This is a genomic window from Phenylobacterium sp. (assembly GCF_030680185.1).
GTDB lineage: Bacteria > Pseudomonadota > Alphaproteobacteria > Caulobacterales > Caulobacteraceae > Phenylobacterium.
On record NZ_JAUXVZ010000038.1, the window covers coordinates 39149 to 54910 of the forward strand.

Consider the following 15762-nt stretch of genomic DNA (forward strand, 5'->3'; position numbering starts at 1 on the left):
TAGGGTTCGACGTCTCAAAAAAAGCAGTCCCTCAAAAAACGGAAAAGGGGGCCGCGGCGACCGCGACCCCCTCATCTTCAGCCCTGGTCCGTGCGGCGTCAGGCGTCTTGCGAGGCCAGGTTGCGCAGCACGTAGTTCAGCACGCCGCCGTTCTTGAAATACTCAAGCTCGGTGGGGGTATCGATCCGGCAGCGGACCGGGAAGCGGGCCACGCGGCCGTCGCCGGCGCGGTAGAGCTCGACGGTCAGCTGCTTGCGGGGCGACAGGTCCTGCAGGCCGCGGATCGAGACGATCTCCTCGCCGGTCAGGCCGAGCTTCTGCCAGCCTTCCTGGGTGAACTGCAGGGGCAGGACGCCCATGCCCACCAGGTTGGACCGGTGGATACGCTCGAAGCTCTCGGCGATCACCGCGCGCACGCCCAGGAGCTTGGTGCCCTTGGCCGCCCAGTCGCGGGACGAGCCGGTGCCGTATTCCTTGCCGGCGAAGACCACCAGCGGGCGGCCCTCGGCCTGGTAGCGCATGGCCGCGTCATAGATCGACATCACTTCGCCGGTGGGGAAGTGCTTGGTCACGCCGCCTTCGATCTCCGGGGTCAGCTTGTTGCGGATCCGGATGTTGGCGAAGGTGCCGCGCATCATGACCTCATGGTTCCCGCGGCGGGCGCCGTAGGAGTTGAAGTCGGTCTGCGGCACCTGGCGTTCACGCAGGTATTCGCCAGCCGGGGAGGTCAGCTTGATCGAGCCGGCGGGGCTGATGTGGTCGGTGGTGATCGAGTCGCCGAACACGCCGAGGACACGGGCCTCGATGATGTCGGTGATCGCGTCCGGCTCCATGCTCATGCCCTCGAAATAGGGCGGGTTCTGAACATAGGTGGAGCCCACGTCCCAGGCGTAGGTCTGGCCGCCAGCCACCTTGATGCCCTGCCAGGCCTTGTCGCCCTTGAAGACGTCGGCGTAGCGGGTGGCGAACATCTTGTCGGTGACGTGCTTGCGTTGCAGCACGGCGATCTCTTCGTTGGTCGGCCAGATGTCCTTCAGATAGACCGGCTGGCCGTCCTTGCCCTCACCCAGGGGCTCAGTGGTCAGGTCGATCTGCATCGAGCCGGCGAGCGCATAGGCGACCACCAGGGGCGGCGAGGCCAGATAGTTGGCCCGCACGTCGGGGTTCACCCGGCCTTCGAAGTTACGGTTGCCCGACAGGACCGAGCAGGCCACCAGGTCGCCCTGCTGGACGGCCTCGGAGATGGCTTCCGGCAGCGGGCCGGAATTGCCGATGCAGGTGGTGCAGCCATAGCCCACCAGGTTGAAGCCGAGCGCGTCGAGCGACTTGGTCAGGCCGGCGCTCTTCAGATAGTCGGTGACCACCTGAGAGCCGGGCGCCAACGAGGTCTTCACCCACGGCTTGACCTTCAGGCCCTTTTCGATGGCCTTCTTGGCCACCAGGCCCGCGGCGATCAGCACGCTGGGGTTGGAGGTGTTGGTGCACGAGGTGATGGCGGCGATGACCACGTCGCCATGGCCCACATCGAACTTCTCGCCAGCCACCGGCACGCGGGCCTCGATGGAATCGGCCTTGCCGAAGTCCTTGGCCAGGGCTTCCTTGAAGTCCGAGGCCGCGCTGGTCAGCAGCACCCGGTCCTGGGGACGCTTGGGGCCGGCCAGCGACGGCACGACGCTGGAGAGGTCGAGCTCGAGGGTGTCGGTGAACACCGGATCGGGCTCGTCGCCCTCGCGCCACATGCCCTGGGCCTTGGCGTAGGCTTCCACCAGGGCGACGCGGTCGGCGTCACGGCCAGTGGCGGCCAGATAGTCGATGGTCGCCCGGGTGATCGGGAAGAAGCCGCAGGTGGCGCCGTATTCCGGCGCCATGTTGGCGATGGTCGCCTGATCTTCCAGGGTCATCTTGGCGAGGCCCGGACCGAAGAACTCGACGAACTTGCCGACGACGCCCTTCTTGCGGAGCATCTGCGTGACGGTCAGCACCAGGTCGGTGGCGGTCGCGCCTTCCGGCATGGCGCCGGTCAGCTTGAAGCCGATGACCTCGGGGATCAGCATCGGGATCGGCTGGCCGAGCATGGCGGCCTCGGCCTCGATGCCGCCCACGCCCCAGCCCAGGACCGACAGGCCGTTGATCATGGTGGTGTGGGAGTCGGTGCCGACGACGGTGTCCGGATAGGCGACGGTGTCGCCGTCCACATCGTTGGTCCAGACGGTCTGGGCCAGATATTCCAGGTTCACCTGGTGGCAGATGCCGGTGCCGGGCGGCACCACGCGGAAGTTGTTGAAGGCCGAGGAGCCCCAGCGCAGGAAGCGATAGCGCTCGATATTGCGCTCATATTCCCGCTCGACGTTTTCGCCGAAGGCCTTGGCGTTGCCGAAATAGTCGACCATCACCGAGTGGTCGATGACCAGGTCCACCGGGTTCAGCGGATTGATCTTTTCCGGATTGGCGCCGAGCTTGGTCATGGCGTCGCGCATGGCGGCCAGGTCGACCACGGCCGGCACGCCGGTGAAGTCCTGCATCAGCACGCGGGCCGGGCGGAAGCTGATCTCGTGCTCCTTGGCGCCCCGGTTTTCGATCCAGGCGGCGACGGCCTTCAGGTCGGCCTCGCCCACCGAAACCCCGTCCTCGTTGCGCAGCAGGTTCTCGAGCAGAACCTTCATCGAAACGGGCAGGCTGGAAATTCCGTTCAGGCCGGCGTCTTCCGCAGCGGCCAGGCTGTAGTAGACGTAAGTCTTGTCGCCCACCGTCAATTCGCGGCGGGTCTTCAGGGTGTCGATCGACGCCATCCTAAAGGATCCTCTCTCTGTTCACGGCCGTTCATCTACCGCCCCCGGGATCGCGCGCTCAAAGGGAAGGACACACAGCGTCCGACCCCGCGCCGCGTACGCCCCCTCGGGTGGCGACGGCCGCGGCTGTCATAGACCCGGCCGCGGGACTCGTCCATGCGAGGCGTGAGGACAATTTGCGTCCTTTTCTAGTGTTGGCAGGGTCGCCCACGTGATCTCAGAGGTTTCGATCCAGTCCCTGGCCCTGTCGCGCGGGGGCCGCCAGTTGTTTTCGCGACTTATTCTCAACTTGACCCGAGGGGAGGCCGTCGCCCTGGTGGGGCGCAACGGGGCGGGAAAGACCAGTCTTTTGCGGGCCATAGCCGGCCTGATCGCCCCTGACGAGGGGACCATCGCCTTTGGCGACATCGACCCCGCCGAGGCCCGGGAGGCGATTCATCTGCTCGGTCATCTGGACGGACTGAAGTCTTCACGTACGGCCCGCGATGAGCTTGGCTTCTGGACCGGGTTCGCTGGCGGGGCCCGCGGCGCGCTGGACGCCGCCGCCGCCCGGCTGGATCTGACGCCGCTGCTCGACCTCGAGGTCCGGCGCCTGTCGGCGGGCCAGCGTCGCCGCCTGGCGCTGGCCCGCCTGCTGGCCGCGCCCCGGCCCCTGTGGCTGCTGGATGAGCCGCTCAGCCCCCTGGACGCCGAATGGCGCGCCCGCTTCGGCGAGATCATGGGCGAGCATCTGGCCACGGGCGGCATGATCCTGGCCGCCGTCCACGATCCTCTGCCGCTGGCGACCCGTACCGTGGAGATCGGCCGATGAGCCCGATCGCGATCCTGCTGGGCCGGGAGACGGCGCTGGCCTGGGGCAAGGGCGGCGGCCCCATGGTGGCCGTCGGCTTCTATGCCGGGGTCGCCACCCTGCTGCCCCTGGCCGTGGGCTCAGAGCCCGAACGGCTGGCGGCCGTCGCGCCCGGCGCGGCCTGGGTCGCCCTGGCGCTGGCCGCCCTGCTCTCTCTCGACCGCCTGTTCGAGCGCGACTATGAGGACGGCGCCCTGGACCTGCTGACCCTGTCGCCGGTTCCGCTGGAGATCGTCTGCGCGGTCAAGTGCCTGGCCCAGTGGCTGGCCACCGGCCTGCCCCTGGCGCTGGCCGCGCCGGTGGCGGCCATCGCGCTGGGGGCCTCGCCGCAGCTCAGCGGCCTGGTGGTGGCCTGTGCGCTGCTGGGAGGCTTGGCGTTCGCCTTCATGGGCGGGATCGGCGCAGCCCTCAGCCTGGGGGCGCGCCGGGGCGGGCTGTTGACCGCGGTGATCGTCCTGCCGCTCTTCGTGCCGCCGGTGATCTTCGGCGGCGGCGCCCTGGCCAGGCTGGACGCGGGCCTGCCGTGGACGGCGGGCTTCGCCCTGCTCGGCGCATATGCCGCAGCCGCCGTCGCGCTGGGTCCCATCGCCATGGCGGCGGCCTGTCGCAACGCCCTGTCCTGAGGCCGCCGCCAGACCTCCGGAAAGAATCTTCGACGGAGCCGCCTCGTCCGGGCGTGGAAGTCTTCAGAGGGACACCACTGGAGACCCATGATGAAGACGATCAAGACCATCGCCATCGGCGGCGCCCTGGCCAGCCTGGCCTTCGCTTCGACCAGCTTCGCCCAGCAGCCGCCGGCGCCAGGCCAAGGCCAGCGCCCGGCCATGGAAGGCCGCGAGCGTCCGAGCCCCGAACAGATGCGTGGCCATATGGCCGAGCGCCTGCGCACCACCCTGCAGCTCACCAGCCAGCAGGACGCCGCGCTCAACGCCTATGTCAGCGCCATCAGCCCGCAGCCGGGCGCGCGCCCCGCGCGCGGCGACCGTCAGTCGATGCGCGACATGACCACGCCGCAGCGTCTGGACGCCATGGCCGCCCATATGGCCCAGCGCCAGCAGGCCTTCGCTACCCGCGCCGAGGCCACCAAGCGCTTCTACGCCCAGCTGACGCCGGCCCAGCAAAAGGCCTTCGACGCCCTGCGCCCGGCCGGCCGCGGCATGGGCCATGGCGGCAAGGGCATGGGCGACAAGGGTTGGGGCGGCCATCGCGGCGGTCCCGGCGGCCGCTAAGGCCCGCTCAAGGAACGGCTAGACGGGACAGGCCGGCGGTTTCGCCGTCCTGCCCGTCCGAGGCCTGTCAGTCCAGGTCCAGCCAGCCTGCCGAGCCGATCGGCATGCCGGGCGGGGTTTCCGGGCGGACCTCCTTGGCGGCGGCCAGACGGCGCAGTTCGGCCGGGTTTGCGATCAGCGCCGCCAGCCGCGCCCGGTGCGCGCGGGTCGCCTCGTCCCCGCCGCGGGCGCTCCCCAGACGCGTGGCGATCGACGCCAGGGCGGCGCTGGCCTGGGCCGCCACGCCGGGCGCAGCGCCGGGATCGGCGGCCAGGCGGCCCAGATCCAGCACGGCCCGGGCCTGCACCCGCTGGGCGATCGGGACCAGGGCCGTGTCCGTGGGCTCGGCGAAGACCTTGGCGATCAGGGCCTCCATCACCTCGCCGGCCCCTGGCAGGGATGGATCGCGGCGATGCTGCTCGATCAGCCGCGCCAGCCGCTGGTCGTTGAGCAACACGTCGAGCGGCAGGCCCGCGGCCACCTCGGCGGCGGCCAGCGGGTCGAAGATCGGCCCGGCCAGGGTCGGGAAGAGCTCGATCTCCGTCTGGCGATCATTGCGACCGGTCAGGCCGGCCGACATCAGGGGCGTCAGGCCCCGCGGGGTTTCCAGCACCCGGGGCTCCAGGGCCGCCAGCAGGGCGTCCAGCGCCGCTCGCTGGGCCTGGGCCGGGACCGCGGGCGAGGTCTCCCGCCCATCGCCGATCACCGAATAGGCGAAATCGACGCCGCCCAGCAGCTTGCCGGCGGCCTCCACCTGATAGCGGTGCATCAGATAGATCGGCACATACTTGCGGCGCAGGGCCGCCACCGGCTCGCCCGGATAGAGCGCGCCGAGGCCAAAGCTGGACAGCGCGGCCTCGCGCACCGCCATCATCCGGGTCAGCTCGGCGGCCGGATCGGGGCCGTCATCCCACAGGCTGCCCCAGGGCTGGCCGACGCCTAAGCCGCGGGAATCGGCGTCGGTGATGTAGCGCAGGCCGTCCGGCGCCGTGGCGTTCTGGTGCAGCAGGGCCTGGGCCTGATCCTCCGGCCCATAGACGGCCGCGACGCTGACCTTGTCCCAGTCGCCGATGCCGACCGCATAGGCCTCCGACAGGTCGGGCCGGCCATCCTTCAGCAGGATGCGCGGGGCCGGATAGTCCATCACCGAAGTCCGGCCCTGGGTCGAGCCGGCGAAGTTGTGCGCAAAGCCGATGGAATGGCCGACCTCATGGGCGCCCAGCTGGCGCAGGCGGGCCAGGGCCACCTCGGCCGGATCATTGGGGCCGCCCTTGCCGGTCATGTGCGCGCCGACCAGGCCTTCGAAGATCAGCATGTCCTGGCGCACCCGCAGGGCGCCCAGCACCACCGAGCCTTTCAGAATCTCGCCCGTGCGTGGGTCGATGATGGTCTGGCCGTAGGACCAGCCCCGGGTCGCCCGATCGGCCCAGTTGATCATGCTGTAGCGCACGTCCAGGGGATCGGCGCCCGGCGGCAGCAGTTCGACCCGGTAGGCGTCCTGGAACCCGGCGGCCTCGAAGGCGTCGGCCCACCAGGCCGCCCCCTCGATCAGGGCGTTGCGGATCGGCTCTGGGGCTGCGGGGTCCATATAGAAGATGATCGGCTTCTTCACCGGCGAGACCGCGGCGGTGGGGTCTGTCTTCTCCAGGCGGAAGCGCAGGGCGTACTGCTGGACGATGGGCTGGCCGAGCGGCGCGGCGAAATCCAGGAACTGCAGGGCGTTGCCGCCGCTGCGGGGATCGAAGGCCCGCGGCTGATAGCCGGGCTCGGGCAGCTTGACGAAGGAGTGGCGGACCTTGAGCGTCATGCGCTTGGCGTCCGGGGTGATGTTGGCCACCTCCGCGCCGGGCGTCTCCGACACGAAGGTCTGGATCGCCTCCAGCTCGACATTCTCCGGGAAGGCCTTGGCCGCCCCGGGATCGGCCAGGCTGAGGTCCTTCGACAGGCTCCAGCCGCTCTCGCCCGAGCTCTTCATGGCGTCGGCGACGCCCAGGCTGTCCTGGGTCAGGAAGCTGGAGATGTCGATCAGGATGCGGCCCTGGGCGTCGCTCGACAGCACCTCGCCGGCCCAGACCATGGACGGCGCAAAGGCTTCGCGGGCCGAGGCCTGTTCGGCGGCCGGCGCGCCGACCGCGCGGAAGCGGGGGTTTTCGTACTCGGCCACCACCTTGGCGCCCACCCGGCGGAAGGTCAGCAGCCGCGAGGGGCCGAGTCGGGCCTTATCCAGGCCGATGGGGGCCGAGCCCAGGCCGGTGCGCAGGCTGGCCACATGGATATAGCGGCCGCTGATCCCCTCGGCGTCCGGCGCCGGCAGCAGCATCAGCACCCGGCCGCCCTGGGCGTCGGCATAGATCGGGATCAGGCCCTCGGTGCGGGAAAGGCCAGCGGTGGCCTCGGCCATGGGTCGCGGCGCGGCGTTCGCCCCCAACGGACAGGCCAACAGCGCGGCGACGGCGCTCGCCGCCAGCAGAGTTTTACGGATCATGGAAGACGCCCCTGGATTGAATGGCCAAGCCTAGGGCGGCCAGGCCGCCGAGGTCTACGACAGAGGGCCTCAAATCCCCCAGGAACGCCCAGGCGCCTGCGGTTCGCGCAGGCCCCTCGTCTTGACGTTAACGTAAGATGCCGCTTACGCTGTCAGCCAGAAACAAGCCGCCAAAAACCAGGCTCAACCGGAGACGCCCCAATGCCCACCGACCTGCGCCGCCCCCAACGCACCTATACGATCCGCCAGCTCTGCCTGGAGTTCAAATGCACGCCGCGCGCCCTGCGCTTCTATGAGGACAAGGGCCTGCTGACGCCCGCCCGCGACGGGATGAACCGGGTCTATTCCTATAAGGACCGCGCTCGCCTGAAGCTGATCCTGCAGGGCAAGCGCGTCGGCCTGTCGCTCGCCGAAATCGGGGAAATCCTCGACCTCTATGACCTGGACGACGGCGGCGCGGCCCAGATGGCCAAGTCCCTGCGCAAGTTCAAGGAGCGCATCGTCGCCCTGGAAAGCCAGCGCGAGGACATCGACCGCGCCATCCAGGAACTGCGGGCCGGCTGCGACAATCTCGAACGCAAGCTGATCGCCACCCGGCCTGACCTGCTGCCCCGAGCGGCCGACTATGATCAGATGCTGCGCCAGCGCCTCGACGGCCTGGAGCATGTGGGCGCCAAGTAAGCGCCCACGCCGCCCTGACCACCACACCTTGACCGGGCCGGGCGACCGGCCCGGGCCGTCACCGGAGTCTCCATGCCCTACCAGCCCCCCGTCCGTGATCATCTCTTCCTGCTGCGCGACGTCCTGCAGATCGAGCGCTACGGGGACCTGCCCGGCTTTTCCGAAGCCTCGATGGATGTGGTCGGCCAGATCATCGAAGAGGCCGGCCGGTTCACGGGCGAGGTGCTGGCCCCGCTCAACAGCGTCGGCGACAAGCAGGGCTGCACCTGGCATCCGGACCATTCGGTCACCACGCCGGACGGCTTCAAGGCCGCCTACAAGGCCCTGGTCGAGGGCGGCTGGCCGGCTCTGGGCGCCGACAAGGCCTATGGCGGCCAAGGCATGGCCCATGTGGTGAACCTGTCCTTCTCCGAGATGTCGTCCTCGGCCAACATGGCCTTCTCCATGTATCCGGGCCTGACGCACGGGGCCTATTCGGCCATCCACACCGGCGGCTCCCAGGACCAGAAGGACCTCTATCTGCCCAAGCTCGCCTCGGGCGAATGGGGCGGGACCATGAACCTGACCGAGCCGCACTGCGGCACGGATCTGGGTCTTCTGCGGACCAAGGCGGTCCCGCAGGCCGACGGCTCCTATCGCATCACCGGCCAGAAGATCTGGATCTCCGGGGGCGAGCACGACATGGCCGACAATATCGTCCACCTGGTCCTGGCCCGCATCGAAGGCGCGCCGGCCGGCACCCGCGGCATCAGCCTGTTCATCGTGCCCAAGTTCATCCCGGACGCCGACGGCAAGCCCGGCGAGCGCAACACCGTCTTCTGCGCCGGCCTGGAAGAGAAGATGGGCATCCACGGCAACGCCACCTGCGTCATCCAGCACGAGGAGTCGGTGGGCTGGCTGGTGGGCGAGGAGAACCAGGGCCTTCGCCTGATGTTCGTGATGATGAACGAGGCCCGCATCGGGGTCGGCCTGCAAGGGGTCGCCCAGGCCGAGGCCGCCTATCAGGCCGCCGCCAGCTTCGCCAAGGACCGCCTGCAGGGCCGCTCGCTGACCGGGCCGAAGAACCCCGACGGCCCCGCCGACCCGATCATCGTCCATCCCGACGTGCGCCGCATGCTGATGGACTCCAAGGCCGTCATCGAGGCCGGCCGCGCCTTCCTGTTCTGGACCGCCCTGCACGGGGACCTGGCCCATGGCAGCCCCGACGAGGCGGTGCGCCAGAAGGGGGGCGACTACATGGCGCTGATGACCCCGGTGGTGAAGGGCTTCCTCACCGACCGCGGCTTCAAGGTCTGTTCCGACGCCGTCCAGGTGCACGGCGGCTCGGGCTTCACCGAGCACTTCCCGGTCAGCCAGTACATGCGCGATTGCCGCATCGCGCTGATCTATGAGGGCACCAACGGCGTCCAGGCGCTCGACCTGGTGGGCCGCAAGCTGGCGGCCGAGGGCGGGCGCGGGGTCATGGGCTTCTTCGCCGAGATCGACGCCTATGTGGGCGCCCACGAAAACGACAAGGCGCTGGCCCCGATCATCGAGGGCCTGTCCCAGGCCAAGGAAGAGCTGCAGGACGCCACCATGTGGCTGATGGCCAATGGCCTGGCCAATCCCGACAACGCCGGGGCGGCCTCGACCGACTACATGCACCTCTTTGGCCTGACGGCGCTCGCCTATATGTGGGCGATGATGGCGCAGGCCGCGCAAGGCAAGATCGCCGCGGGCGACACCGATCCCTTCTACGCCCACAAGCTGGTGCTGGCCCGCTACTATGTGGAGCGCATCCTGCCCGAGACCTCGACCCATCTGGCCAAGCTGAAGACCGGCGCCGACACCCTGATGAGCCTGCCGGCCGAGGCCTTCTGATGGCGACCTATCGGGCCACGGTCACCTGGCGGCTGTCGGCGGGAGAGGACTTTCCCGCCGGTCGCTACAGTCGTGGCCACGAGCTGGGCTTCGACCGGGGCACCACGGTACCCGGCACCGCCTCGCGCCACGTGGTCGGCAACAAGTGGTCGGTGGAGGGGGCGGTCGATCCGGAACAGATGCTGGTTTCGGCCCTGTCGTCCTGCCACATGCTGGTCTTCCTGCACCGGGCCCGGCTGGCCGGCTTTTCCGTGGCCGCCTATGCCGACGAGGCCTGCGGGGTGATGGAAGAGATCGCCCCGGGCCGCCAGGCGGTGACCAAGGTCACCCTCAATCCCGTCATCGAATGGGCCGGCGCCGAACCGGACGCCGAGACCCTCGCGCGCCTGCATCACGAGGCGCACGAGGGCTGCTTCATCGCCAACTCCGTAAAGACCGAAGTCGTCGTGGCCTAAAGCCTTAGTCGGCCAGCTTGACCAGCATCTTGCCGGAGTTGGCGCCTTCCAGCAGGCCGATCAGGGCCTGGGGCGCGGACGTGATGCCGTCCATCACCGTCTCCTGGTACTTGATCTTGCCCTCGCGCAGCCAGGCGGCCATATCGCGCTGGAAGTCCGGCTGCAGGTGCATGAAGTCCGTGCCCACAAAGCCCCGCAGCATCACCCGCGAATAGATGATGTTGGACAGGTTGCGCACCGGCGCCTGGCCCTCGTTATAGCCCGAGATCATGCCGCAGACGGCGATGCGGCCGAGCGTGTTCATCCGGCGCAGCGCGGCCTCCAGATGCTCGCCGCCGACATTCTCGAAATAGACGTCGATGCCCTTGGGCGTGGCCTCTTCCAGGGCCTGGCGGATGGGTTGCGTCTTGTAGTTGATCACCGCGTCCAGGCCGATCTCGTCGCGCAGCCAGGCGGCCTTGTCGTCCGAGCCGGTGGATCCGACCACATAGCCGTTCTTGAGCTTGGCGATCTGGGCGGCGATCGAGCCCACGGCGCCGGCGGCGGTGGAGACGAACACCTGCTCGCCCTCCTTCATCGCGCCGATGAACAGCAGGCCGCCGTAAGCCGTGAACCCGGTCATGCCGAGCGCATGCATGTGCACCGTCAGCGGCAGGCCCTCAGCCGGCGTCAGCTTGGACAGGCCTTTGGCGTCGGACACGAAATATTCCCGGAAGCCCAGGCGGTTGTTGACCAGGTCGCCGACCGCGAAGTCCGGGCTCTTGGACTGGACCACCCGGCCCAGCGCCCCGCCCATCATGGCCTCGTTCAGGGCCTGGCCGGCGGTCAGCCGCGGACGCATGGCCGGGTCCACCGACATATAGAGGTTCTGGACCAGCACCTGGCCGTCGGCGGCGTCAGGGACGTTGGTCTCGACGATCTCGAATTCGCTCGGCTGCGGCATGCCGCTCGGGCGGGTGATGAGGTGAACTTCGCGGCTGATGGGCATATGGCCCTCCCTTATGCGTCTCGAATGGCGAAAACAATGGGGCGGACCATGGACCGCACCGATCAGGGGCTTCAACCCTGACGCAAGGGAAGGCGACGACGCGATGGCCGAGCGGGTCAAGGTGGACGAGGCGACGGTCGCCGTCCTGGTGGCCGACCAGTTTCCCCAATGGGGGGACCTGGCCGTGACCCGGGTGCGGCCGGGCGGCTGGGACAATCGCACCTTCCGGCTGGGCGACGCCTTGCTGGTCCGCATGCCCGCCGCAGCCCACTACATCGCCCAGGTGGAGAAGGAGCAGGCCTGGCTGCCCAGGCTGGCGGCCGCCCTACCCCTGCCGATTCCGGCGCCGGTGGCGGTGGGCGCGCCGGGGCGTGGCTATCCCTTCCCCTGGTCGATCTGCGCCTGGATCGAGGGCGAGACCGTGGCGGCGGCCGAAGGTCTCGACCATGAGGCTCTCGCCCAGGATCTAGCCAACTTCCTTCTCGCCCTGCACGCCATCGACGCGTCGGACGGCCCGGCGGCGGGCGCCCACAACTTCCACCGCGGCGGCGACCCGGCGGTCTATGACGGCCAGACCCGGGCGGCGGTGGAGACCCTGGGCGACCAGATCGACGGCGCCGCAGCGCTCGCCCTCTGGGACGCCGCGCTGGCCACCCGATGGGACCGCCTGCAAGTCTGGATCCACGGGGACGTGGCGCCGGGCAATCTGCTGGTCCGGGACGGCCGACTGGCCGCGGTGATCGACTTCGGGACCTGCGGGGTCGGCGATCCGGCCTGCGACCTGGCGTTCGCCTGGACCTTTCTGAGCGAGGCCGCCCGCGAAATCTTCCGCCAGCGCCTGGGCCTGGACGACGACACCTGGCTTCGCGGCCAGGCCTGGGCCCTGTGGAAAGCGCTGATCGTCGTCGCCGGCGCCCCCGGCGTCCACACCCACGAACGCGACCTGCACCTGCGGGTGCTGCAGCGGCTAGGCGTGATGTAGCGCGTCGGCGCGCCCGGTTCAGGTGGCGCCGAGACTGGCCAGACTGGCCCGCAGCGCCTGGTCCAGAGGCGTCCGCGGTTCGGACCCGAGAAGCTCCACCAGCCGCCGGTTGTCGAACCGCGCCGGCCAGCGCCAGTAGGGCGCGATGTCGGCCGCCTCCTTCGGAAAGCCGCCGAAGGGGCTCAAGGCCTGCATCATCCACCAGGGAAAGGCCCCGCTCGGAATGTCTCGCCCCAGGGCGCGACGAATCCCGTCGGCGAGCACGGTTCCGGACTCGTCATAGAGGCCTTCGAACTGCAGGCGCTCGAAGGAGTGCAGCCGCTCCGGGGCCTCCATCAGGCTTGCAAACGTTTCGGCGAGGTCCGGCAGATAGGCCCAGCTGTGACCCGGCCCGCGGGCAACATTGACGATCTTGCGCACCGGCTGGTCCGGCTTGACCATGGCTTGCGAGAACCAGCTCGAACGGGCGCCGGGGCCGAAGAAGTCGCCGGCCCGCAGGATCAGGGACGGAACCTCGGGCGCCGCGGCCTCCAGCCGCTGCTCCATGGCCACGCGGATCACGCCCTTGCGGCTGCGGGGTTCTTGCGGCGTCTCGGCGCCGATCAGCGGGGTGCGGGCGACGTCGTAGTTGTAGATCGTGCCGGGCAGGACGACCCGCGCGCCCCCGGCGGCTCGCGCCGCAGCGATCGTGTTGTCGATCATCGGCAGGACCAGCGTCTCCCAATTGAGATACCCGGCCGGGTTCACCGCGTGGACGATGGCCGACACGCCGTCTGCGGCCGCGCTCACCTGCTCGGCGTTCATGGCGTCGCCGGTCCGCCAGTCGATCCCGGGAAGGGCTTGGCGCCCAGCGCTCGGATCGCGGGCCAGGCCCCGCACCTGCCAACCGCGCTGCAGCAGGGCCTTGGCCACTGCGCCGCCGATCCGGCCGTTGGCGCCTACGATCAGGACTGTCTTTCGGGTGGTCATCGCTGCTCTCCTCTTGCTGAGGCCAAACTTGCGCCGCCGATCACCTGTTAGAAATTGCAAGAACGTCGTGAGCTGCTAGTAGGAAACTTATGAGCAATCCCGTCTCCTGGGAGGATCAGCAGGCCTTCCTGGCCGTGCTGGACGAAGGCAGCTTGGCGGGCGCCGCGCGCCGGCTCGGGGTCTCCCACGCCACGGCCCGCAGCCGCATCACGACCCTGGAAACCGCCCTGGGCGCGGTGCTCTTCACCCGCTCGGTCAACGGCCTGACCCCCACCGAGCAGGCCCGCGCCCTGGAAGGGCCGGCCCGGGCCATGGCCATGGCCTCGGCCCATTTCATCCGCATGGCCGCCGCCGCCCCGGGCGAGGTCGCCGGCGTCGTCCGCCTCAGCGTGCCCGACTTCATCGGGGTGGAGGTGATAGCGCCCATGCTGAAGGCCCTGCGCGACGCCCATCCTGCAATCCAGATCGAGCTGTCGCTCAGCAACGCCCATGCCAATCTGCTGGCCCAGGAGGTGGATGTGGCGGTGCGGACGGTCCGGCCCACCCAGGAGTCCCTGGTGGCGCGCCGCGCCGCCGTGATCCCGATCGGCCTCTTCGCCGCCGAGGCCTATCTGCGGATCCGGGGGACGCCCACCTCGCTGGCGGACCTGGAGGACCACGACCTCATCGGCCCCGACCGCGCCCCGGCCGACCTGGCCTTCGCCGAGACCTTGGGTCCCGCCTTCGCCCGCGAGCGGCTCGTCCTGCGCACCGACAGCCACCCGGCCCAGCTCGCCGCCGCCCGCGCCGGCCTCGGCCTCGCCTTCGCCCAGGTCCCGGTCGGCCGCCGCGATCCTCGCCTGCGCCACGTCCTGCCAGACTGGACGCCCATGGCCCTGGAGACCTGGATCGTGACCCACGAGAGCCTGCGCCGCGTCCCGCGCATCCGCGCGGTGATGGCGGTCCTGGCGAACGAATTCGCGCGCTATCACCCCCCGGGCTGAGGCGCCTTCATCCCTGGCGCCCGACGGGAACCTCGCAGACCAGCAGGCCCGGCGCGTCCAGGGGCAGTTGGGCCACGACCTCGCCTTGCGCGTCCAGCAACGCCGTCGGTCCCCAGGCCACGCGATCGCCCCGTTCGCCGGTGACATCGGCGGAGAGACACCACAGGCCGGTCTCGCGGCAGCGGTCGCCCCGCACAAGATTGTGCCGATCCTTCCACTCCACGGCGATGGCGCGCGGCAGCATGTTGTTGGCCGGGCAGACCAGCAGGCTTGCGCCCTGCTCGGCCACCTTTTGCGCGGCTTCCGGGAAGTTGGTGTCGAAGCAGATATTGATCCCGAAGCGCAGACCGCCGGCCTCGAACACCGGACAGTCGTCACCAGGCGAAAACACCGCCTCGCTCTTCAGCAGGTGGGTCTTGCGGTAGCGGCCGATCAGCCGGCGGCCTTCGAGCACCACGGCGGTGTTGTAGAGCCGTTCGCCCTCCGCCTCGATCATACCCAGGACCAGCATGGGCCCGGCCTCAGGCAGCTGGCCGACCACATCGGCGAAGGCCGAGGATCCCAGATCCAGGGCCGCGCGGCGCGCCAACTCCGGCGCCACGAGATAGCCCTGCAGAAACCCTTCCGGAAAACAGAGCAGCGCCGCGCCCGCGTCGTGGGCCTCGCCGATCACATCCCGCGCATAGGCCAGGGCGCCGTCGATATCCTCCCAGAAGACCGGGGTCTGGGCCGCAGCGATGCGGACTTGGTTGTCGATTGGGGTCATGGGGATCTCTCCGGAGCCAACCGCAAGAATGCGCGAGGATCATGACGAACGCCTCGGGCGGCAGCCCCGTCAGGCGACCAGGGCCGCCAGTTGTGCGAAGGCGGTGGGCGGCGGACCTTGGGTCACCCGCCGGCCAATCGCCTCGGCGCCGGCTTCGGGAGCCAGGACTGAAGTGTCCACCTCCAGGTCGTAGAGGCCCGGCCTGTGGACCTCGTCCTGGAAGCGCTGGACCGGGGCCGGGATCGGGTCGCCAGGCGACCAGGCCTGGTTCCAGGTGGCCGAGCGGCGCGCCATCACCACCTCGATCGGACAGCGGACGCCGATCAGCCAGGCGGGCAGGCCCTCCAGGACGCGGGCGCAGGCCGGCAGGATGTGGCGCGGTTGCGAATATCCGTCGTGATGGCCGAGGTCGGCGACGACGTTCAGCCCCAGTCGGCTGTGGGCGGCGATGGACTGATAAAGGGCCAAGTAGAGGCTGACGATCAGGGGCTCGAGGTCCGGCCGCTCGCCGCCGGGGCGCAGGCCGATCCCGGGCTGGAAGCGCTGGGGCGTCATGGCCTTGAAGCCATCCACGCCGAGGTTCATCCAGACCCCGTCGAAGCTGTCCTGGATCGCCTTGGCCAAGCTCGACTTGCCGGCGCGCGGGACGCCGTTGAGGACGATGATCTGGCCGGGCGCCGTCATGG

14 protein-coding genes are annotated in these 15762 nt (G+C 69.5%); 8 read left to right on the forward strand and 6 right to left on the reverse strand.

The annotated features are described in order from the left end of the window. Positions 1–98: 98 nt before the first annotated feature. The gene (acnA, locus tag Q8L83_RS09570) at positions 99–2789 is read right to left on the reverse strand and encodes an aconitate hydratase AcnA (RefSeq protein WP_305286367.1); all 2691 of its coding nucleotides are present in this window, start codon (positions 2787–2789) and stop codon (positions 99–101) included. Positions 2790–3000: 211 nt separating this feature from the next. Here acnA and ccmA point away from each other — a divergent pair, with 211 nt between their 5' ends. The 3 genes from ccmA (at position 3001) to Q8L83_RS09585 (ending at position 4868) form a co-directional block, all read left to right on the forward strand. After that, on the forward strand, positions 3001–3600 hold the full coding sequence (gene ccmA, locus Q8L83_RS09575; RefSeq protein ID WP_305286368.1) for a heme ABC exporter ATP-binding protein CcmA: 600 nt from the start codon (positions 3001–3003) through the stop codon (positions 3598–3600). Next, positions 3597–4262 (forward strand): heme exporter protein CcmB, encoded by a 666-nt coding sequence (gene ccmB, locus Q8L83_RS09580; protein ID WP_305286369.1) that lies wholly within the window; start codon positions 3597–3599, stop codon positions 4260–4262. The genes ccmA and ccmB overlap by 4 nt, the downstream gene beginning before the upstream one ends. A gap of 90 nt (positions 4263–4352) precedes the next feature. Next, positions 4353–4868: a Spy/CpxP family protein refolding chaperone gene (locus tag Q8L83_RS09585; RefSeq protein WP_305286370.1), complete on the forward strand. Its 516-nt coding sequence runs from the start codon at positions 4353–4355 to the stop codon at positions 4866–4868. A gap of 67 nt (positions 4869–4935) precedes the next feature. Here Q8L83_RS09585 and Q8L83_RS09590 read toward each other — a convergent pair whose 3' ends face one another. Further along, on the reverse strand, positions 4936–7392 hold the full coding sequence (locus Q8L83_RS09590) for a zinc-dependent metalloprotease (protein ID WP_305286371.1): 2457 nt from the start codon (positions 7390–7392) through the stop codon (positions 4936–4938). Between the two features lie 201 nt (positions 7393–7593). Here Q8L83_RS09590 and Q8L83_RS09595 point away from each other — a divergent pair, with 201 nt between their 5' ends. The 3 genes from Q8L83_RS09595 to Q8L83_RS09605 all read left to right on the forward strand — a co-directional run bounded on the left by Q8L83_RS09595 (position 7594) and on the right by Q8L83_RS09605 (position 10388). Continuing rightward, positions 7594–8073: a MerR family DNA-binding transcriptional regulator gene (locus Q8L83_RS09595; RefSeq protein ID WP_305286373.1), complete on the forward strand. Its 480-nt coding sequence runs from the start codon at positions 7594–7596 to the stop codon at positions 8071–8073. Between the two features lie 72 nt (positions 8074–8145). After that, the gene (locus Q8L83_RS09600) at positions 8146–9933 is read left to right on the forward strand and encodes an acyl-CoA dehydrogenase C-terminal domain-containing protein (RefSeq protein ID WP_305286374.1); all 1788 of its coding nucleotides are present in this window, start codon (positions 8146–8148) and stop codon (positions 9931–9933) included. Next, the gene (locus Q8L83_RS09605; protein ID WP_305286376.1) at positions 9933–10388 is read left to right on the forward strand and encodes an OsmC family protein; all 456 of its coding nucleotides are present in this window, start codon (positions 9933–9935) and stop codon (positions 10386–10388) included. Before Q8L83_RS09600 ends, Q8L83_RS09605 begins: the two co-directional genes overlap by 1 nt. 4 nt (positions 10389–10392) lie before the next feature. On the opposite strand, the gene Q8L83_RS09610 is transcribed toward Q8L83_RS09605, so the two are convergent. Then, positions 10393–11376, reverse strand: a complete 984-nt coding sequence (locus Q8L83_RS09610; RefSeq protein WP_305286378.1) for an NADP-dependent oxidoreductase — start codon at positions 11374–11376, stop codon at positions 10393–10395. Between the two features lie 103 nt (positions 11377–11479). On the opposite strand from Q8L83_RS09610, the gene Q8L83_RS09615 reads away from it, so the two are divergent. Continuing rightward, positions 11480–12358 (forward strand): aminoglycoside phosphotransferase family protein, encoded by an 879-nt coding sequence (locus Q8L83_RS09615; protein ID WP_305286381.1) that lies wholly within the window; start codon positions 11480–11482, stop codon positions 12356–12358. An 18-nt stretch (positions 12359–12376) separates the two neighbouring features. On the opposite strand, the gene Q8L83_RS09620 is transcribed toward Q8L83_RS09615, so the two are convergent. Continuing rightward, positions 12377–13327 (reverse strand): NAD(P)H-binding protein, encoded by a 951-nt coding sequence (locus tag Q8L83_RS09620; protein WP_305286383.1) that lies wholly within the window; start codon positions 13325–13327, stop codon positions 12377–12379. An 89-nt stretch (positions 13328–13416) separates the two neighbouring features. On the opposite strand from Q8L83_RS09620, the gene Q8L83_RS09625 reads away from it, so the two are divergent. Next, positions 13417–14310 (forward strand): LysR family transcriptional regulator, encoded by an 894-nt coding sequence (locus Q8L83_RS09625; RefSeq protein WP_305286384.1) that lies wholly within the window; start codon positions 13417–13419, stop codon positions 14308–14310. Between the two features lie 7 nt (positions 14311–14317). On the opposite strand, the gene Q8L83_RS09630 is transcribed toward Q8L83_RS09625, so the two are convergent. Together Q8L83_RS09630 and Q8L83_RS09635 are read right to left on the reverse strand one after the other, a co-directional pair. Continuing rightward, positions 14318–15076, reverse strand: a complete 759-nt coding sequence (locus Q8L83_RS09630) for a carbon-nitrogen hydrolase family protein (RefSeq protein WP_305286386.1) — start codon at positions 15074–15076, stop codon at positions 14318–14320. A gap of 69 nt (positions 15077–15145) precedes the next feature. Continuing rightward, on the reverse strand, positions 15146–15760 hold the full coding sequence (locus Q8L83_RS09635; RefSeq protein ID WP_305286388.1) for a chloramphenicol phosphotransferase CPT family protein: 615 nt from the start codon (positions 15758–15760) through the stop codon (positions 15146–15148). Between the last annotated feature and the right edge of the window lie 2 nt (positions 15761–15762).

Bases quoted from the DNA above. Each gene is read 5' to 3' on its own strand.
- ccmB (WP_305286369.1), top strand. From the start codon at position 3,597: ATGAGCCCGATCGCGATCCTGCTGGGCCGGGAGACGGCGCTGGCCTGG.
- Q8L83_RS09615 (WP_305286381.1), top strand. From the start codon at position 11,480: ATGGCCGAGCGGGTCAAGGTGGACGAGGCGACGGTCGCCGTCCTGGTG.
- Q8L83_RS09635 (WP_305286388.1), bottom strand. From the start codon at position 15,760: ATGACGGCGCCCGGCCAGATCATCGTCCTCAACGGCGTCCCGCGCGCC.
- Q8L83_RS09625 (WP_305286384.1), top strand. From the start codon at position 13,417: ATGAGCAATCCCGTCTCCTGGGAGGATCAGCAGGCCTTCCTGGCCGTG.
- Q8L83_RS09585 (WP_305286370.1), top strand. From the start codon at position 4,353: ATGAAGACGATCAAGACCATCGCCATCGGCGGCGCCCTGGCCAGCCTG.
- Q8L83_RS09630 (WP_305286386.1), bottom strand. From the start codon at position 15,076: ATGACCCCAATCGACAACCAAGTCCGCATCGCTGCGGCCCAGACCCCG.
- Q8L83_RS09610 (WP_305286378.1), bottom strand. From the start codon at position 11,376: ATGCCCATCAGCCGCGAAGTTCACCTCATCACCCGCCCGAGCGGCATG.
- acnA (WP_305286367.1), bottom strand. From the start codon at position 2,789: ATGGCGTCGATCGACACCCTGAAGACCCGCCGCGAATTGACGGTGGGC.
- Q8L83_RS09600 (WP_305286374.1), top strand. From the start codon at position 8,146: ATGCCCTACCAGCCCCCCGTCCGTGATCATCTCTTCCTGCTGCGCGAC.
- Q8L83_RS09590 (WP_305286371.1), bottom strand. From the start codon at position 7,392: ATGATCCGTAAAACTCTGCTGGCGGCGAGCGCCGTCGCCGCGCTGTTG.
- Q8L83_RS09605 (WP_305286376.1), top strand. From the start codon at position 9,933: ATGGCGACCTATCGGGCCACGGTCACCTGGCGGCTGTCGGCGGGAGAG.
- Q8L83_RS09620 (WP_305286383.1), bottom strand. From the start codon at position 13,327: ATGACCACCCGAAAGACAGTCCTGATCGTAGGCGCCAACGGCCGGATC.
- Q8L83_RS09595 (WP_305286373.1), top strand. From the start codon at position 7,594: ATGCCCACCGACCTGCGCCGCCCCCAACGCACCTATACGATCCGCCAG.